A 15,616-nucleotide genomic window follows, 5' to 3' on the forward strand; every position below is an offset into this window, starting at 1 on the left:
GCTATCAAGTAGGAGATGATCGATGGAAGGTTTCACACTCGTTGACGCAGGTGTAGCGATCCTTGTGCTACTGTCAGGTGTTTTGGCCTATAGCCGCGGTTTCGTCCGCGAGGCAATGGCTATCGTGGGCTGGATCGGTGCGACAGTTGTCGCGTTCATCTTTGCTGATCAGGTTGAACCACTTATCCGTCAAATCCCGATCCTCGGCGATTTTATCGGCGACAGTTGCGAGCTTGCGATCATCGCGGCCTTTGCAGCGGTCTTTGCCGTGGCCCTTGTGGTCGTTTCAATTTTTACTCCGCTCTTTTCCACCGTCATCCAACGCTCCGCGCTTGGCGGAATCGATCAAGGTCTAGGTTTCTTCTTTGGCGTCCTGCGCGGCGTTTTGCTGGTCGCGGTAGCCTTCTTTGTCTATGACACAATCTTTGCCAGCCAAGAGTTCGCAGCGATTGATGACAGCCGTTCGGCACAAGTCTTTGCACAGTTGACAGCTCGCATCGAAGCGCAAAACCCGGAGCAGGCTTTGGGTTGGATCACAGAGCAGTACCAGCAGTTGGTCGGCAGCTGTGGTGCACCCGAAACAGCAATTACACCCGAAGCGGCACCTGCAACCGAGTAAGCAGCCCGCCTATAATTTTTTGAACGGCCAGCGGTGCAATCCGCTGGCCGTTTTTGGTTCTTCTGTAGCGTTTAAATGGCAATTCAAACTGCTCGCTTCAAAGCTCGGCTAACCAATTTAAACGAACGTATCATTGATTATTGTCCAAACAGATGCACGATCTAAATTTAGCAAACCGGAAAGGACTTCAGATGAAAGCAGTTCTAAAGGCTGTCGCACTTTTGATCGCAGTTATCGCAACTGGCGCTGCAACGGTCGCGCTCGTCAAAGAAGACATGCCTGATCTTGCTATGCCGGATGCGCCTTGGGTTTCCGGGTCTGTTTTGGACGGCTCTGTCTTTTACACGACGGATCAGGTTATCGAATCTGGCGATGTCATTTTAGACGAATTCCATTTCAAAGACGGAGCCTTTCAGTCGGCAATGTGTCAGATCTACTGCGATTTTGGCTGGTCCGACTACAAAACGTGGCAAGACGGCGAGACGCTCCATTTCTATGCTGTCACCCGTTGCCCCGATGCGCCGCACACGGTCGCCTTTCTTGGCACAGTTGTTGACGGCAAGCTTAGCTTTGCAGGGACATGGACAACACGCAGATGGTACTGGACACATCAAATCAATGTCATCGGCGAAGGCACAACAACCCCGACCGCCGCCCATCTTGCTGAAAGCTAGGACCGCATGACACCCAAATCCGGCGCGAAAATCGTGCCCCTTGCGGTCAAGTTCCTTGCACTTTTGACCTTTATTCTGCTGGCCACTTGGGGTGCGCATTTTATCCGCGATGCGCTCAACCTCGAGATCATGCCACGCAATGAACAGGGCGTGCACAGTGCGGTAATGCTTGGAACGGCGGCATATGTAGTTTTGCTGGCCCTACCCTTTGTGCCGGGCGCAGAGATTGGCATCGCCCTACTGACATCCTTTGGGGCCTCGATTGCGCCTCTCGTCTATGCGGCAACCGTTACAGCAATGATGTTGGCATATGTTATCGGACTTGTGTTGCCAACGACCGCATTGGTCAAACTGCTGACAATCTTGCGCATGCGCAGAGCTGCTGACTTGATCGCACGCGCGGCAGCATTGCCCCCGGATCAAAGGATTGGGATGCTGTTGGAAGAAGCGCCCCCCAACATCATGTCACTCGTGCTTCGGCGTCGCTACGTCGCGCTTGCGATTGCGGTGAACGTCCCAGGCAACGCAATTATTGGCGGCGGTGGTGGTATCATGATGATGGCAGGTTTGAGTGGAATTTTCGCGCCGGTGCCAACGTTGATTGCAATCTTGATCGGTGTGTCGCCGGTTCCCCTCGTGATCTTTTTCTTTGGAGCCTAGCGCCACCGCGCAATCAAATTGACGGGTGTTTAGCAATAGCGCTAGCATACGAAATGGCGAATGATTACGCACTTTCCGGCCCAGCAGGACGTGACGCTGTTGCAAGCGGTCGGGCCAGCCCGAAATGGTATCGCACGGATGTCGCGCCTGACGCGATCCGCGCTCTTATGATCAAATCAGATGCGATTGCGTTGCGTGACACGGTCATCTGGCTAGGGGCTATGGTCGTCTTTGGATCCATCGCGGTGATACTATGGCCATCATGGTGGTCGCTGCCATTCTGGCTCGCCTACGGGGTGCTTTATGGGTCGGCATCAGACGCCCGTTGGCACGAATGCGGCCATAGGACAGCGTTCAAGACCGCGTGGATGAATAATGTCGTATACCACATTGCCAGCTTTATGCTGATGCGAAATCCGATCACATGGCGCGCCAGCCATGTGCGCCACCACACCGACACCATCATCGTTGGGCGCGACCCCGAAATCGTGGCGATGCGCCCGCCTGATCTGGGACGGATCGTACTCAACTTGTTTGGCCTGCTAGAGGTCCCCCATCAGCTTGCCCGCCTTGCCCTGCATGCAAGCGGTCAAATTCACCCGGACGAGGCGATGTACTTGCGCGAAGCCGACCACCGCTCTGCGTTTCTCGCGGCCCGCATCCATCTGGGCATTTACGCTGCGGTGATTGTGACGGCCCTTGCGACGGGATCTATCCTGCCGCTTATGCTGATTGGCCTGCCACGGCTTTATGGCGCATGGCATCACGTGATGACTGGCCTGTTGCAGCACCTTGGATTGGCCGAAAATGTGTCGGATCATCGCTTGAACACCCGCACGGTGCTAATGAACCCGATCAGCCGTTTTATTTACCTCAATATGAACTACCACCTTGAACATCACATGTTCACGATGGTTCCGTATTACCGCCTGCCGCAATTGCACGAATTGATCAAACACGATGTCCCTGCCCCCGACCCGTCAATCTACGCCGCATTTCGGCGACTTTTGCCGGTTTTGGTTAAACAGTTAAAATACAAAGACGCCGTGATTTTGCCCGAGTTGCCCGAAGGGGCCACGCCATATGGTGAAGATGCCGCCCGTCTCAGACCGTTTGCAGCCTAAAGCCCGACAATTTGCCACGCTGCCTTGATCGCTCCGTGACATGAGGGACATGACCCTCTAAGAAGGGGGCAAATTCATATTCACGGATTCGGAGCTGCCCCCTTGTCCAATCAGATGCCGCCTGCCCACCCTTTCGATGATGACAAGTTGCGCGAGGAATGTGGCGTCTTTGGCGTCGTCGGTGTCACCGATGCATCCAACTTCGTAGCGCTTGGCCTGCACGCCCTGCAACACCGCGGGCAAGAGGCTGGCGGGATCGTCACGCATGACCCAGAAACTGGCTTTAACCAGCAACGGCGTATGGGTCTGGTTCGTGATAACTTTACCAGCCCCAACATCATGCAGCTTTTGCCTGGCACCATCGGTATCGGGCATGTACGTTATTCTACCGCTGGCTCTAAGGGCCAGACGGCGATGCGCGATGTGCAGCCTTTCTTTGGTGAATTTTCTATGGGTGGTGCGGCGATTGCCCACAACGGTAACATTACCAACGCACTTTCCTTGCGCCGCGAATTGATCGAACGCGGTTCGATCTTCCAAAGCTCGTCCGACAGTGAATGCATCATCCACCTGATGGCGCGTTCCATGGGCCGCACAATTCCGGACCGCATGGAAGAAGCACTTCGCAAAGTCGAAGGCGCATTTTCTATCGTGGCGATGACCCGCACGAAACTGATCGGCTGCCGTGATCCATTGGGCGTGCGTCCACTGGTCTTGGGCAAAATCGGCGATGGCTGGGCGTTGGCGTCTGAAACCTGCGCGCTGGACATCATCGGTGCCGAGTTCATCCGCGAGATTGAGCCGGGCGAAATGGTTGTTGTGACCGAAAAAGGCGTAGCCAGCCATTTTCCTTTCCGTCCCGCCGCATCGCGTTTTTGCATCTTTGAGCATGTGTATTTCAGCCGCCCTGACAGCATCCTTGGTGGTCGTTCGGTCTATGAAACCCGCGAAAACATCGGCCGTGAGTTGGCGAAAGAAGCCCCGGTTGATGCGGACCTCGTTTGCCCTGTCCCGGACAGCGGCACGCCTGCGGCAATCGGTTACTCGCTGCAATCAGGCATTCCGTATGCGATGGGGATCATCCGCAACCAGTATATGGGCCGCACGTTCATTGAACCGACAGAAAGCATCCGCAACATGGGTGTGCGTTTGAAGCTGAACGTCAACCGTGCGCTGATCAAAGGCAAACGTGTGATCTTGGTTGATGACAGCGTTGTGCGCGGCACGACCAGCCGCAAGATCAAAGAAATGATCCTTGATGCGGGTGCTGCAGAGGTGCACTTCCGCATTGCGTCACCGCCCACGGCATGGCCTTGTTTTTACGGCGTCGACACGCCCCAGCGTGACAAGCTGCTGGCGGCCACGATGACTGCAGAAGAAATGCGCGAACATCTTGGTGTGGATAGCCTCAAGTTCATTTCGATCGACGGGCTTTACCGCGCAGTTGGTCAAGCAAACGGTCGCGACGCGAGCAAACCTGCTTATTGCGACGCTTGTTTCTCGGGTGAATATCCTATCGCACCGTCCGATATGATCGAACAAGGTTTTCAGTCAAATACCGCTGCGGAGTAGACACTTCAGCGCGCAAACTGCTTTGGTTAACGATGATGTGATGTCGCAAAAGATGTTTGATCCGTCGCAGCCACTTTCGCTTGCCAGAAATCTCTGACAGAAGCGCCCGAAACATGAAAGCGGCGCAGACAATGTCAGAACCTGATCCAATTTTAGCAGGGCAAAAAGCAACCCTGCCCGAGGCCTTGGACCTGACAGCGCTTGCTGTCATCGGCGTAATCGAAGGCCACAACGGTGCCGTCGCGATCTTGCGGTCCTCTGATGGAGAAATCGTGCGGGTCGTCCCAGGAGACGTCGCCTTTGGCGTCACCGTCACAGCGATTGGCGAAGCACAAATTCTGCTGACCGATGGCGCGGGTCGCACCCAATCATTGCAATTGCCTCTCGGCTAAGACTTGACCTTGGCGGCAGTTCGGAACATCACCCAGCCCATGACAAAAACAGTATTGATCACCGGTGCATCGCGCGGCCTTGGCGCTGCATTGGCCAAAGCAATGGCGCCCACCCATCACGTGATTGCGGTCGGCAAGACCGTTGGGGCATTGGAAGAACTTGATGATGCGATCCAAGCGCAAGGCGGCCAAGCCACGCTTGCGCCGATGGATATTAGCGTTGACGAAGCAATGCAGCAGCTTTGCCGTGGCATCTTTGACCGCTGGGGCAGTCTGGACCTATGGCTGCACACGGCAGTTCACGCGGCCCCTTTGGCCCCCGCAGGTCATATCGGCCCCAAGGACCTAGCCAAGTCCATATCAATCAATATCGAAGCAACATCGCGCCTGATTTCCTACGTCAGCCTGTTATTGGGTCAAACCGGACAGGCCGTGTTCTTTGATGATCCACGCGGCGGTTCACAGTTCTTTGGTGCATACGGTGCTACGAAGGCGGCGCAAATCGCACTCGCCCGCAGTTGGCAGGCTGAAAGCGCGAAAACCGGCCCGACGGTCAAAATCCTCACACCTGCTGCGATGCCGACCGCGACGCGCGCAAGGTTCTATCCCGGCGAAGATCGCAGCGCATTGACCGAACCGAACGTCGAAGCCGCACGTTTGCTGCCCCTTATTCTGTCCTGACGCCCTAAACCGTTGCAGATGGTCTACGCAAGAGCCCAACATGCAGCCACACGCGCCCGTGGACTTGCCGCGCAGCACCGCACGGCATAGGACTGTCCCAAGACAATAAGGGGCCGCCAATGCGTATTTTGATCACCAACGACGACGGCATCAATGCGCCGGGCCTAAAGGTTCTAAACGACATCGCACATGAGATTGCGGGATCGAACGGCGAAGTCTGGACAGTCGCCCCCGCATTCGAACAATCGGGCGTCGGTCACTGCATCAGCTACACGCACCCCACAATGATCGCGCAACTGGATGATCGCCGCTTTGCCGCCGAAGGCTCGCCCGCGGATTGTGTAATTGCGGGCCTCTATGATGTGATGAAAGACAATACCCCCGACCTGATCCTGTCAGGCGTGAACCGGGGTAACAACGCCGCTGAAAACACGCTTTATTCCGGCACAATCGGCGCATGTATCGAAGGCGCATTGCAAGGTGTCCGGTCCATCGCCATGTCACAATTCTATGGCGACGATAACAAAGACCTCGAAAACCCGTTCGAGGCCGCAGCCGTCCACGGTGCTGCAACCGTGCGTGCGCTCCTGAACGAAGCTCTTTGGGACGACGACGCGGATTACAAACCCTTTTACAACGTGAATTTTCCGCCTGTTCCAGCGTCGGCAGTCAAAGGAATGGCCGCTACCACCCAAGGTTTCCGGCTGAATACCCGCTTTCGCGCAGAAGCACAGACATCACCTACGGGGCGCAAGTTCCTTTGGGTGCGTGGTGGGCCGCAACACGAACCGACAGCCCCCGGCACGGATGCGGCAGCGAACTTGGATGGCTACATCTCGATCACCCCAATGCGGGCGGATCTGACGGACTATAAGATGGTTAACACCCTCAAGGATGCGCTTTCGTGACGTTTGACGCAGCCACTAAGATGCAGTTTCTCTATGCGCTCCGAAGCAAAGGCGTCACAGACGCGCGCGTGCTGACAGCGATGGAACAGGTCGACCGTGCGGACTATGTCAAAGGCACATTCGCTGACCGCGCCTACGAGGACATGCCTTTGCCCATCGCATGCGGGCAAACGATCAGCCAGCCATCCATTGTAGGGCTGATGACACAAGCCTTGCAGATTAGTCCACGCGACAAGGTTCTCGAAATCGGAACAGGCTCTGGTTATCAGGCCGCAATCCTGAGCAAACTGGCACGCCGCGTGTACACTGTTGATCGCTACCGCAGGTTGGTCCAAACCGCCCGCGCGGTGTTCGAGGCCAACGATATCACCAACATCACAACATTCACCGCAGACGGCAGCCACGGATTTGCAGAGCAAGCGCCCTTTGACCGCATCCTGTTGACAGCCGCCGCCGAGGACCCGCCAGGCCCACTGTTGGCGCAATTGCGTGTCGGCGGAATCATGGTTCTGCCCGTTGGACAATCAGACGCAGTACAAAGCCTGATCCGCGTAAAACGCTCCGAGACGGGCTTTGAATATGACGAATTACGCGCCGTTCGCTTTGTCCCCTTGCTAGAAGGGCTAGGACAAGAGTAAAGTGCCACAAAATATGGTACGACCCCGAACATAAGGGGCGACTTGGCAAAAGGAGCGGTAGGATGGCAAACAGGCATATCCAGGTACGACGCGTATTGATGGCGGGCGTGGCAATGGCCACTCTTGCAGCATGCGAAGACTTTGATATCGACTTGCGCGATATAGGGAATGGGTTTGATACCACCTCTGCTGTGCAGCAATTGCCCGGTCGTCCGCGCCCCGATGACCGTGGGGTCATTTCCTATCCAAATTATCAGGTTGTCGTTGCGCGCCAAGATGACACAATCCGCGGCATTGCAATCCGCCTTGGGCTGAATCCCGATGAACTGGCAGCCTACAACGGCGTTGAGGCGGATGCGATCTTGCGCCGCGATGAAATCATCGCACTGCCGTCGCGCGTCGCAGAGCCGTCACCAGCAACGGGTGCCATTGCAACGGGACCAATTCAGCCACTTGATGTCTCTGCCATTGCAACCAGCGCATTGGACCGCGCAGATGCGAGCGGGGCAGTCGTCTCCGCACCTCTTGCGCCTGCTGCGACGCCATCCCCCGCAGCTGCTACACCTGTGCTGCAAGGCTCTGAGCCGATCCGCCACCAGGTTTTGCGCGGCGAAACGGTCTTTTCAATCTCACGGCTGTATAATGTGCCTGTGACGAATATCGCCGAATGGAACGGACTAAATTCCGAATTCACAATCCGCGAAGGCCAGTTCTTGCTGGTGCCGCGTGGTGGTGCCGCGCCTGCACCAACTGCAGCAACGATCGTGACCGCACCGGGTGCCGGCACAGCGACACCGCTTCCACCAAGTGCATCAACACCGCTACCCGATGAGACCCCTTCTGTGCCGCTGCCTGCGGCTGCGGCACCGACCGCGCCAGATATCGGCACACCAACACAGCCAGCAACTGCAAATGCCCGTTTTTCGATGCCACTGCAGGGCGCGATCATTCGCAGCTATGCGCCAGGGTCCAACGAAGGCATAGATATTGGTGCTTCTGCTGGAACGAATGTCTCAGCGGCTGATAGCGGGTCGGTTGCTGCCGTTACCACCGACACAAGCGGCGGCGCGATTGTTGTGCTAAAGCACAGCGACGGGCTGTTAACGGTCTACACCCAAATGGGAGGCCTCACGGTCGAAAAGAACGACAGTGTTTCACGCGGACAGACGATCGGCAAAGTGCGTGCGGGCAGCCCAAGCTTTTTGCATTTTGAAGTGCGGCGCGGTCTGCAAAGTCTTGATCCGGCCGATTATCTGCCGTGATGTTTGATCAGGTAAGGTGGATCATGATCCACCTTACGCCAAACGCACCCCACGACGACCCGCCAGATCTGTAAAATACTGCCACGCCACGCGGCCAGACCGACTGCCGCGGGTGGCCTGCCATTCAATCGCCTCTGCACGCAAGGTGGCGTCGTCGATGTCCACTCCGTGTGCATCGCAATAGCCGCGGATCATCTCTAGGTATTCGTCTTGGCTACACGGATGAAACCCCAGCCAAAGCCCGAACCGATCCGACAGCGATACCTTTTCCTCGACCGCCTCGGACGGTGAAATCGCGGTCGAGCGTTCGTTTTCAATCATATCGCGAGGCATCAAATGGCGGCGGTTTGACGTGGCATAAAGTACGACATTTTCGGGCCGCCCTTCGATCCCGCCATCCAGAACCGCCTTGAGTGATTTGTAATGCGCGTCGTCATGCCCAAACGAAAGGTCATCACAAAACATGATAAACCGCGCATCCGCTCCGCGCAGCATGTTTAGACAACGGCCAATACTGGGCAGGTCTTCGCGCTGTACTTCAACCATCTTAAGGTTGGGATGCGCCACATAAGCTGCGCCATGTATCGCCTTAACAAGGCTGGATTTTCCCATACCGCGCGCGCCCCAAAGCAGAGCATTGTTCGCAGGCAATCCAGCCGCAAACTGCAGTGTGTTCGCCATCAATGTATCACGAGACCTGTCCACACCAACCAACAGATCAACCCCGATGCGGTTAACATGTGCGACAGGTTCCAAGCGGTCCGGATCAGCATGCCAAACAAAGGCAGAGGCTTGGGAAAAATCCGGGGCCTTGCCCGCCGCGGGGCTAAGGCGTTCTAGCGCCTCAGCAATCCGTTTAAGGGTCTTCTTGCTCAAGGCTTCGGATCCGCGTCAGTTGGTGCCACTTCTTCGCCCAGATCATCTTCGTCGATGTCAAAAAGGCTCTCGTCTTCGCCGATGATACCTTCAGCACGGGCCACGCGGTCTTTTTTCCGCTCGACGGCGGCGACCAAATGGATCGAAATCTCGTAAAGCCCGTAAACCACCACAAACAGGATCAACTGCGTTGTGACATCAGGCGGCGTAACCAAGGCCGCGACGATCAAGATGCCAACCATTGCGTATTTACGTGTGCCGCGCAGGCCACGCGAGCTCGCCAATCCAGCCGACCCCATCAAAGTCAGCAAAACAGGTAGTTGGAAACAAACCCCGAATGCCACGATCATCTTGAGCGTAATATCGAGCGTCTCGTTAACCTTGCCGTTAAAGACAATGTCAACGCCGGTATCGGCGGTGGCAGCCACAGGCAAAGCCAGCCCGCCTGCCGCACTTGGCAACAATTCAGTACCAGGCGGCAATGCGATGCCTTCGACCATCAGGGCTGACACAAAGGACGGCAGGTCTGCAAAGCCTAGGAAAAACGCCATCGCCAATGGGACAACGATATAGTGGGCAAAGGACGCACCAACCAAAAACAGGACGGGTGACGCAATGATAAACGGTAAAAACGCATTTTTTTCATTGCGGTAAAGGCCGGGGGCGACAAAGCGCCAAAGTTGATAGGCGATGACCGGGAAGGAAATCGTCAGACCACCCACCATCGAAATCCGGATCAACGTGAAGAAATATTCTTGCGGTGCCGTGTACTGCATCACAGGGTTGGGATTGCCCAAACTGCGCATTGTCCGCTCGATCGGCATCAGCAGAAAATCAAGAAGCATCCCACCGAACGAAAAGCAAATGATCATGCCGACGAGAAAGGCCGAGACCGAATAAATCAATCGCGAACGTAGCTCTGTCAGGTGCTCTAGCAGGGGGGCAGAGCTGTTTTCCATGTCGTCCTGGGTGCTCATGCGTCAGCCTCTGGCTTGGGCGTCTTGGGTGCAGGCGTCTTAGGTGCGGGCGCAGGTTCTGTTGCGGCCTTTGCTGCATCCTCCGCCTCGCTTGCTTTGCGTGCAACGGCGGCATCACCCATCGCTTTGCTCATCTTGTCCTTTGCCGCCTGACGTTCTTGGGACAATTCCGTCGTCGCGGGGCCTTTTGTCATGCCCGTCGCTTCTTTCAGCTTATCTGTGCCGAATTTCTGTGGGTTCGACGCGGCCTTTAATGTCTTGGAAATGTCCTTGACGCCCGCTTGGTCGGCTGCCTGATCCATTGCGCGCGAAAATTCACGCGCCATCATCCGGGCTTTGCCAGTGTACTGCCCCATCGTGCGGAACAATCCCGGCAAATCCTTGGGACCAATGACAATCAAGGCCACAATGCCGATCACCACCATTTCGCTTGCGCCAAGACCAAACATCAGATGCCGCCCTTATAAGATCGGAAAAACGCCAAAATCAGACTTTGTCTTTTTCTTCTTCGGGTGTGACGTCTTTTGCGTCTGCCATGCTGTCTTCGATTTCTTGCTTGCCGTCATCAACACCCTTTTTGAAGGCCGTGATACCTTTGCCGACTTCGCCCATCAGGCTCGAAATTTTGCCGCGTCCAAACAGAACCAGAACGACGACAGCGATCAGTAGAAGACCGGGAAGACCAATATTGTTAAGCATCTTTTTCTCCTTTGACGGGTCATGCGCCCGGCGTGGGTTAATTCATCTGCAATGACAGATAGGGCCGCTTGCGGCGCAAGGAAAGCGTGAAATCGCATTTTCAGCCCCGCCAACCCCCTTTTTCACAAGGGTTGTCCAGCATTTGTGACAATAACTTGTCAGTTGCCAAAAAATTGGCAAAACTATCCCGAATCGAAAGGAAATCCGATGCGCCGTGCCGACAGATTGATGCAGCTTGTTCAAATCTTGCGCGATGGCACACTTCACCGTGCCATTGATCTGGCGCACGCAACAGACGTGTCGTTGCGCACGATCTACCGCGATATGGAAACGCTTGCCGCATCAGGTGTGCCGATCGAGGGTGAACGCGGCATTGGCTACCGCGTTACCGCAGCAATCACCCTGCCCCCTCTCAACCTGACTATGACCGAAATGGAAGCACTCCATATCGGGCTTAGCGCTGTCGCTCACAGCGAAGACAAAGAACTTTCAGCCGCCGCAACCGCCCTAACTGCCAAGCTGGATGCGGTGATGCCCGAAGATCGCAGTCGCGCGCCCCAAGGCTACGGCTTTGCGATCTATCCTTTTGCGGATGCAGCCCGCGGGTTTCAGCATTTGCCCAGCCTGCGTCAAGCGGTGCGAACCCGCCAAAAACTTGAAATGGTACTCAACGCGGCCAAACGCACCGTGCGCCCGCTTCAACTGGATTATTGGGGCCGTCTTTGGACTTGTGTGGTTTGGTGCGAAACGACGCAAGGGTTTGACGAAATACGCGTCGACCAGATCAGTAGCTTGCGCATTCTGCCCAGTTTGTTCGTTGATGAGACCGGTAAATCACTACGCGACTTTCACCGTTTGCGCCAAACGCCGGACAACTAAAGCCAATCTTGAACCGCTATTTGAGGCCGAAAATACGCGACCATGCGCATGTCGCCCGCAATTGCGGGGTCCCAAGGTGCCACGCCGTGTAACAGATGCCGATCGATCAAAATCGCCTGACCAGGCTTGGCTATCAGCGGCACACGTTCACAGGTTTCAAAAACGTCGCGGCGGACCGTCTGATAGACCTCTGTAACATCCAGATCACCCCAATCCGAGGGATCAAGTCCCTCATAAGCCCGCTGAAATGCGGCGCGCATCATCAGGTGACTGCCTTTCCAGACCACCAACGGACTGACGGCCACATCGTTCAAAGGCAGGCCCACAATAAACCCATGCGGTTCGCGCAAATGACGCCTCTTTTGCGGCCCTTCTGGAAGCAACCCATCCACATGGGCCGCATCGCGGTTCCGCCGAAACCTATGCGCAGCATCGCTTTCAGCGGGGTCCTGCCGGGGATACCCTCTAAAAACAACAGAGAGCTGTGCCGCGTGCCACGTTGGCGGAACACTCACATGCTGCAACCATTCACCTGCCAACGGGACGCCTGCAATGCTGCCGTCTCGCGCATTGGGCAAGGCATCAACGCCGACGAACCAAGTGCCGCCGTGACGACGTTCTCCATCACCACCCAAGATCTCACAGCCAACGCCCCAAGCCGCCCTCGCCCAGTCTGCCACGCTTGGGTCATGGGCAAAAACCACATAACCATCGCGTGCGAGGGCTCTCGCTACCATCCCAGCGCTTTGCGGATCATGTTCACGGCAACAAGAATCAGAAACACGCCAAACAGTCTCTTAAGCGGTCCAGCGTTCATGCGGTGCGCTAGCGCCGCCCCCCATGGGGCGGTGATCATCGTCATCGACACGATCAAGCCGAAAGCAAGAAAATTCACCGCGCCGACCGTAAAGGGTGGCGCCACATCAATATCCACAAGCAAAAAGCCAATCACCGAAGGCACAGCGATAATCACGCCAAAACCAGCAGCGGTCGCAACCGCGCGGTGAATTGGCATGCCAAACAATGTCATCGTTGGCACGCCAAACGATCCGCCACCAATCCCCATCAATACGGATAGAAAGCCAAGGACCGGAGACAGCACAGCACGAAGAACGCCGCCGGGCATTTGAGGACCCAATCGCCACTCAGCACTGCCTAATGCCATATAGAGGCCGACACAAATCGCTAATCCGCCAAAAATCGCCTGCAATACGTCCGAGCGCAGGGTGGATGCGACCGCAACTCCTAAAGCCGCACCAATCGCGATGCCGACAACCCAGGTCTTGAGAATTTCCCAATCGACTGCGCCCTTTTTATTGTGCGCGAGAACCGACCGGAGAGATGTCACAATGATCGTCGCAAGCGAGGTCCCCAGACAAATCTGCATCAATTGCGGGCTGTCATATCCCAAGGCGCTGAAAACATAGAAAAACGCAGGCACCAGAATGATGCCCCCGCCGACGCCTAGCAATCCAGCCAGCACCCCCGCAAAAGCACCCAAAACCAGCAAAATACCCGCCATTGTCGCAAGCAGCATCACGTCATCCATGTGTCATTCCTTATGCGGCAAGCCGCGTTACGTGGTCCATAGCTGCCATTACAACGTCAGGCCCTGCCCCATCTGCGTGAACATTCTCTGACAGGTGTCTGCGCCAGCCACGCGCACCGGGGCGTCCTTGGAAAAGGCCCATCATATGGCGTGTGATCTGCCCCAAGCGACCGCCCTGTGCAAGGTGATCTGCGATATATGGCAACATAAGATGCACAACTTCTTCGGCACTGCGCGATGTACCAGCCCCGAAAATCCGACGGTCCGCATCCAGCAAAACGAGTGCTGGCGTATGGTAAGCCGCGCGTCCAATCATCACCCCGTCCAGACCGCGCTCAAGAAAGCTTTCTGCCGCATCAAGGCTCTCTATTCCGCCATTCACCGATAGATGAAGATGTGGGAACAAACCTTTCATTTCCATCACTAAATCATAATCCAATGGTGGAATATCACGGTTTTCTTTGGGGCTTAATCCTTGTAACCACGCCTTGCGCGCATGAACCGAAAACCGGTCAACACCTGCCGCGGAAACCTGCGCCAGAAAGTCCGGCAAAATGACCGATGGATCTTGATCATCAACGCCGATCCGGCACTTCACCGTGACCGGAATATCAACAGCGTTAATCATCGCCGCGACACATTCGGCGACCAACTTTGGGGTCTCCATCAACACCGCGCCAAAACTGCCCGACTGCACCCGGTCCGACGGGCAACCGCAGTTCAAATTGATTTCGGCATAGCCATAGTCCGCACCGATCCGCGCAGCCAACGCAAGCTGCGCAGGGTCAGACCCACCAAGCTGTAGTGCCACCGGCTGTTCGGCAGCATGAAACCCAAGCAACCGATCGCGATCGCCATGGATAATAGCGGGTGCCGTCACCATTTCTGTATAAAGCAAGGTGTGCTGCGACATCAGACGATGAAAATAGCGGCAATGCCGGTCGGTCCAATCCATCATCGGAGCCACGGATAATCTGCTACTTACGCCAATCTGCGATTTTACCGCCTTTTCCAACACTTAGCTCCGAGTTCTCAAGTTCGTCTATGTTCGATATCTTGCCATTTAGGCCCATTATCTGCTACATTTACAACACGTGTTGTAAAATGAAAGGCCATGTTGTAAATCATGGGCACCATCATTAAGCGTCGTCGCAAGAATGGCACCATAGCTTGGCTCGCACAAATCTCAGTGATGCGACAAGGTAAAGTCTTACTTCGCGAAAGTCAGACATTCGAGCGCAGATCAACCGCTGCGGCGTGGATCGAAAACCGCGAAGAAAGTCTTGCACGACCCGGTGCCCTTGATGCGCTCAAAACTCAACCGAAAAGCAAGAAGACACCGACCTTGGCCGATGCCATCGACAGGTATGTCCAAGAAAGCAACAAACAGATCGGTCGGACCAAGACCCAAGTTCTGAAGAGCATCAAGACGTTTGATATCGCGGACAAACACTGTGACGCGATAACCAGCGCTGACATCGTCGAATTTGCGCAAGAAAAGCTCAATAGTGGCGTTCAGCCTCAAACAGTCGCCAACTACCTCTCGCATCTCGGCGCGGTGTTCTCCATCGCCAGACCCGCATGGGGCTTTCCACTAAACGCGCAGGCTATGGAGGACGCCCGGAAAGTGGCGGACAAACTGGGTATCACTGGCAAGAGCCGCGAACGAGATCGGCGTCCCACGCTCGATGAGCTAGACCAACTGATGCAACACTTCCTCGACCGCTCGCGACGTCGCCCCACGTCAATCCCCATGCACCGGATCATCGCCTTTGCCATCTTTTCCACTCGACGGCAGGAAGAGATCGTCCGCATTCGCTGGAAAGATGTCGACGTGGAAGGCAAACGCATATTGGTCCGGGACATGAAGAACCCCGGCGAAAAAATTGGCAACGACGTCTGGTGTGATCTGCAGGAACAGGCTCTGGCGATCATCGAAGCGATGCCATTGATAGAAGACGAGATATTCCCTTACTCAACGGATGCCATCAGCGCAGCGTTCACGCGCGCCTGCAAGCTTCTGGAAATAGAGGGACTGCACTTTCACGATCTGGTCTTGTCACGGTTTAGTTCCGGTCTCTTTCGAGCAATGTTTGCAATGAAGGA

19 protein-coding genes are annotated in these 15,616 nt (G+C 55.7%); 12 read left to right on the forward strand and 7 right to left on the reverse strand.

Annotated elements, in window-relative coordinates; all coding sequences use genetic code 11:
* The first annotated feature begins 22 nt into the window (after positions 1-22).
* The 10 genes from QZ197_RS02255 to QZ197_RS02300 all read left to right on the forward strand — a co-directional run bounded on the left by QZ197_RS02255 (position 23) and on the right by QZ197_RS02300 (position 8,530).
* Positions 23-619 (forward strand): CvpA family protein, encoded by a 597-nt coding sequence (locus QZ197_RS02255; RefSeq protein WP_296429618.1) that lies wholly within the window; start codon positions 23-25, stop codon positions 617-619.
* Positions 620-810: 191 nt separating this feature from the next.
* Complete coding sequence (locus QZ197_RS02260) at positions 811-1,293, forward strand: hypothetical protein (RefSeq protein WP_296429619.1); 483 nt, start codon at positions 811-813, stop codon at positions 1,291-1,293.
* Positions 1,294-1,299: 6 nt separating this feature from the next.
* Complete coding sequence (locus QZ197_RS02265; protein ID WP_296429620.1) at positions 1,300-1,953, forward strand: hypothetical protein; 654 nt, start codon at positions 1,300-1,302, stop codon at positions 1,951-1,953.
* A gap of 53 nt (positions 1,954-2,006) precedes the next feature.
* Positions 2,007-3,077 carry a fatty acid desaturase gene (locus QZ197_RS02270; protein ID WP_296429621.1) on the forward strand — a complete coding sequence of 357 codons (1,071 nt, stop codon included), beginning with the start codon at positions 2,007-2,009 and terminating at the stop codon, positions 3,075-3,077.
* Positions 3,078-3,191: 114 nt separating this feature from the next.
* Positions 3,192-4,649 (forward strand): amidophosphoribosyltransferase, encoded by a 1,458-nt coding sequence (gene purF, locus QZ197_RS02275; RefSeq protein ID WP_296429622.1) that lies wholly within the window; start codon positions 3,192-3,194, stop codon positions 4,647-4,649.
* A gap of 113 nt (positions 4,650-4,762) precedes the next feature.
* On the forward strand, positions 4,763-5,041 hold the full coding sequence (locus QZ197_RS02280; protein ID WP_363157876.1) for a hypothetical protein: 279 nt from the start codon (positions 4,763-4,765) through the stop codon (positions 5,039-5,041).
* 39 nt (positions 5,042-5,080) lie between these two features.
* A complete protein-coding gene (locus QZ197_RS02285; RefSeq protein ID WP_296429623.1) occupies positions 5,081-5,722 on the forward strand; it encodes an SDR family NAD(P)-dependent oxidoreductase in 642 nt (213 codons plus the stop codon).
* Positions 5,723-5,841: 119 nt separating this feature from the next.
* A complete protein-coding gene (gene surE, locus QZ197_RS02290) occupies positions 5,842-6,630 on the forward strand; it encodes a 5'/3'-nucleotidase SurE (protein ID WP_296429624.1) in 789 nt (262 codons plus the stop codon).
* A complete protein-coding gene (locus QZ197_RS02295) occupies positions 6,627-7,268 on the forward strand; it encodes a protein-L-isoaspartate(D-aspartate) O-methyltransferase (protein ID WP_296429625.1) in 642 nt (213 codons plus the stop codon). The genes surE and QZ197_RS02295 overlap by 4 nt, the downstream gene beginning before the upstream one ends.
* Before the next feature lie 98 nt (positions 7,269-7,366).
* Positions 7,367-8,530 carry a M23 family metallopeptidase gene (locus tag QZ197_RS02300; RefSeq protein ID WP_296429626.1) on the forward strand — a complete coding sequence of 388 codons (1,164 nt, stop codon included), beginning with the start codon at positions 7,367-7,369 and terminating at the stop codon, positions 8,528-8,530.
* 33 nt (positions 8,531-8,563) lie between these two features.
* Here QZ197_RS02300 and QZ197_RS02305 read toward each other — a convergent pair whose 3' ends face one another.
* From QZ197_RS02305 to QZ197_RS02320, 4 genes are read right to left on the reverse strand one after another with little or no spacing between them, the layout of a single operon-like run.
* Positions 8,564-9,406, reverse strand: a complete 843-nt coding sequence (locus tag QZ197_RS02305) for an ATP-binding protein (RefSeq protein ID WP_296429627.1) — start codon at positions 9,404-9,406, stop codon at positions 8,564-8,566.
* On the reverse strand, positions 9,403-10,383 hold the full coding sequence (locus tag QZ197_RS02310; RefSeq protein ID WP_296429628.1) for a twin-arginine translocase subunit TatC: 981 nt from the start codon (positions 10,381-10,383) through the stop codon (positions 9,403-9,405). The genes QZ197_RS02305 and QZ197_RS02310 overlap by 4 nt, the downstream gene beginning before the upstream one ends.
* The gene (tatB, locus tag QZ197_RS02315) at positions 10,380-10,832 is read right to left on the reverse strand and encodes a Sec-independent protein translocase protein TatB (protein WP_296429629.1); all 453 of its coding nucleotides are present in this window, start codon (positions 10,830-10,832) and stop codon (positions 10,380-10,382) included. Before tatB ends, QZ197_RS02310 begins: the two co-directional genes overlap by 4 nt.
* Before the next feature lie 37 nt (positions 10,833-10,869).
* The gene (locus tag QZ197_RS02320; RefSeq protein ID WP_008234431.1) at positions 10,870-11,082 is read right to left on the reverse strand and encodes a twin-arginine translocase TatA/TatE family subunit; all 213 of its coding nucleotides are present in this window, start codon (positions 11,080-11,082) and stop codon (positions 10,870-10,872) included.
* A 207-nt stretch (positions 11,083-11,289) separates the two neighbouring features.
* Between QZ197_RS02320 and QZ197_RS02325 the strand changes: the two genes are divergently transcribed.
* On the forward strand, positions 11,290-11,961 hold the full coding sequence (locus QZ197_RS02325) for an HTH domain-containing protein (protein ID WP_296429630.1): 672 nt from the start codon (positions 11,290-11,292) through the stop codon (positions 11,959-11,961).
* Here QZ197_RS02325 and QZ197_RS02330 read toward each other — a convergent pair.
* Genes QZ197_RS02330 through dusA form a run of 3 tightly spaced genes read right to left on the reverse strand, consistent with a single transcriptional unit; the run spans position 11,958 to position 14,525 of the window.
* Complete coding sequence (locus tag QZ197_RS02330) at positions 11,958-12,698, reverse strand: hypothetical protein (RefSeq protein ID WP_296429631.1); 741 nt, start codon at positions 12,696-12,698, stop codon at positions 11,958-11,960. The genes QZ197_RS02325 and QZ197_RS02330 overlap by 4 nt on opposite strands.
* Complete coding sequence (locus QZ197_RS02335) at positions 12,692-13,510, reverse strand: sulfite exporter TauE/SafE family protein (RefSeq protein ID WP_296429633.1); 819 nt, start codon at positions 13,508-13,510, stop codon at positions 12,692-12,694. The genes QZ197_RS02330 and QZ197_RS02335 overlap by 7 nt, the downstream gene beginning before the upstream one ends.
* A 10-nt stretch (positions 13,511-13,520) precedes the next feature.
* Complete coding sequence (gene dusA / locus QZ197_RS02340; RefSeq protein WP_296429634.1) at positions 13,521-14,525, reverse strand: tRNA dihydrouridine(20/20a) synthase DusA; 1,005 nt, start codon at positions 14,523-14,525, stop codon at positions 13,521-13,523.
* 111 nt (positions 14,526-14,636) lie between these two features.
* Here dusA and QZ197_RS02345 point away from each other — a divergent pair.
* Positions 14,637-15,616, forward strand: a 980-nt coding sequence (locus QZ197_RS02345; protein WP_296429635.1) for a tyrosine-type recombinase/integrase, incomplete at its 3' end; no start/stop codon positions are given.

Origin of the sequence: Yoonia sp., from assembly GCF_017854415.1 — a bacterium.
Taxonomy (GTDB): Bacteria; Pseudomonadota; Alphaproteobacteria; order Rhodobacterales; family Rhodobacteraceae; genus Yoonia.